General features: G+C 48.6%; 3 protein-coding genes. 2 read left to right on the forward strand and 1 reads right to left on the reverse strand.

The window, feature by feature from the left end:
• Positions 1–378 (reverse strand): hypothetical protein (locus WCO51_13290; GenBank protein ID MEI6514227.1); only part of this gene is annotated, 378 nt, incomplete at its 3' end.
• A 420-nt stretch (positions 379–798) separates the two neighbouring features.
• Between WCO51_13290 and WCO51_13295 the strand changes: the two genes are divergently transcribed.
• The gene (locus tag WCO51_13295) at positions 799–1,098 is read left to right on the forward strand and encodes a hypothetical protein (protein ID MEI6514228.1); all 300 of its coding nucleotides are present in this window, start codon (positions 799–801) and stop codon (positions 1,096–1,098) included.
• A gap of 80 nt (positions 1,099–1,178) precedes the next feature.
• The coding region (locus WCO51_13300; GenBank protein MEI6514229.1) for a hypothetical protein at positions 1,179–1,844 on the forward strand (666 nt) is incomplete at its 3' end.

The following is a 1,844-nucleotide window of genomic DNA, read 5'->3' on the forward strand; positions in this document are numbered from 1 at the left end:
CACAAGGCTATCGCCCGTTTGATCGAGGGTAGGGGCGGGATTCGGATCAATTCTTCTCCAGTCGGATATTTGCGGTTTGCCGGGTTTGCCACGTCTTTTTGAAAGGGTGTGCCCGTTCTGGTCTTCCCTCTGGATATCGATTTTCGACTTGGGCGAATAAACAGCCGTCTGAAGTGCCCCAGCCCATTTGACACCGTGTGCGGTGCTGGCATTACGATTCAGCTTTAGATATCCGAGAATAATCAGACTGCCAAGCTCCGTTAAGTAGTCGTTGCATTCCCGCCTAGCCTTTCCTGCATCGAAGACGCGGCGCGGAATAACGTAGGTTACGGGTTCGCTGTTTGCTTGCACATTCGGAACCGGTTGTTTTCTGTGCATAGTTATTTCGGGTTGAATGGATGTCTGAAATTCACTCTACCATATTTGCCAAGTGTCAAAACGCTAGCCGCCTGAGAGTAGGCCATAGGCAATTTATTTGCCCCCCTAAAAACCGTAGAGAGTCGCTGTAACCGTTGCACGGTAAAGGATTAACCGTTTCTCTCCACAGGCTTCGTATTCGATATTGAATGCCAGAAAGTCTTGCTACACAAGGCTTTGAACCTTTCAACTGCGACTGGAGCTGGAACTACCCCCCCCTCCAGCGAGGGTTGTGGGGGGCTTGGCGGTAGTTCCTTTAGAAATTAATGATAATTTCATAAGTCATAAATATAATTGCTCACTAAAAATATCCGTGGATAGCACCTAAATTTATGTCGTCAAAGGCGTTTTGCCTTTGGTGGCAAGTGAAGAAGCTTGCGATTGAGTGATATCGATATGGGAAAAATTATGGCTAAAAAAAGATCGAAATACGTCGTTCTCCCGAACAAAAGTTGTATTCGCCCTTACGCTTATTCTGGCGCGATGGTTGTGGATGAGGGGGTTTCATTAATTACTTCTGCCGGTGTGAAACTGATCACCATTGAGGGATTCGGTGTTGAGAACAAGGAGCATGTCGCTGCTTTGCTACGCGAATGTGGCGATGCGGGTAACGACTTTATTCAACCTAATTGGGATTTTCTGAACGCTGACGATGGCGAGATTGAGGAGGGAAACCAGTAAGAGCTTGAAAAACATCAACCCGCCGACCGTTTTAGCAACTTTGGTCGGCGGGTTGATGATCCGCTCTTAAGGTAGAAATTATGAATAATCTACAATTGGGCAATGGCATTGAAATGATCCTCGGTCTGGTAGATGCGCCTTGTTGCCATCCGAATACGCTGGAGGCGCTGGGTGATGATGAGCTAGATACGATCATCGTCAAAATGCACGAAGCCAAGGAAACGCAATTATGGGAGAGTGCTGACCCGTCGCGGCTAGCCGGTGTCGGGCAAGTTTTATACGTTGGCTTCGATAGCGAGTGGAAGGAGTGCCGTGGTGATAGCGGCCAGATGCTCAACGTCCTGAGCTACCAATTTTACGTAGTGGGTGTCGGTGGCGAGATGAGTTTTGTATTTTTTCCGAAATCAGGGTTGATTGACGATCGTCTTGCACTACGGGTAATGCTGAGTGAGCTTCTGTGGGAAGCGCTAAAGCACGGCGTTATCCTCGACTATCCTGCCCATCTGGTATTGGTTGGCTTCTTCCTGCGCGCCGATCTGGCGATGCTGGCCGACCTTATCACGTTCAAGCATCAGTTAAACAACATCGGGGGGAAGATCGCTACCGCCTTTAAAGCCGTCGATATGGAGTTGGGGTGCGCCCGCCAAGAATTTAACCACCTAGATAGCGGGAGAATGATTACCTGTAGTGGGAAGGGACTTGACGCCTACCAGGTCAAGTTGAGTTTCTATGACATAGCAAAACAT

The sequence above is a fragment of the bacterium genome (assembly GCA_037131655.1).
Classification (GTDB): Bacteria; Armatimonadota; Fimbriimonadia; order Fimbriimonadales; family JBAXQP01; genus JBAXQP01.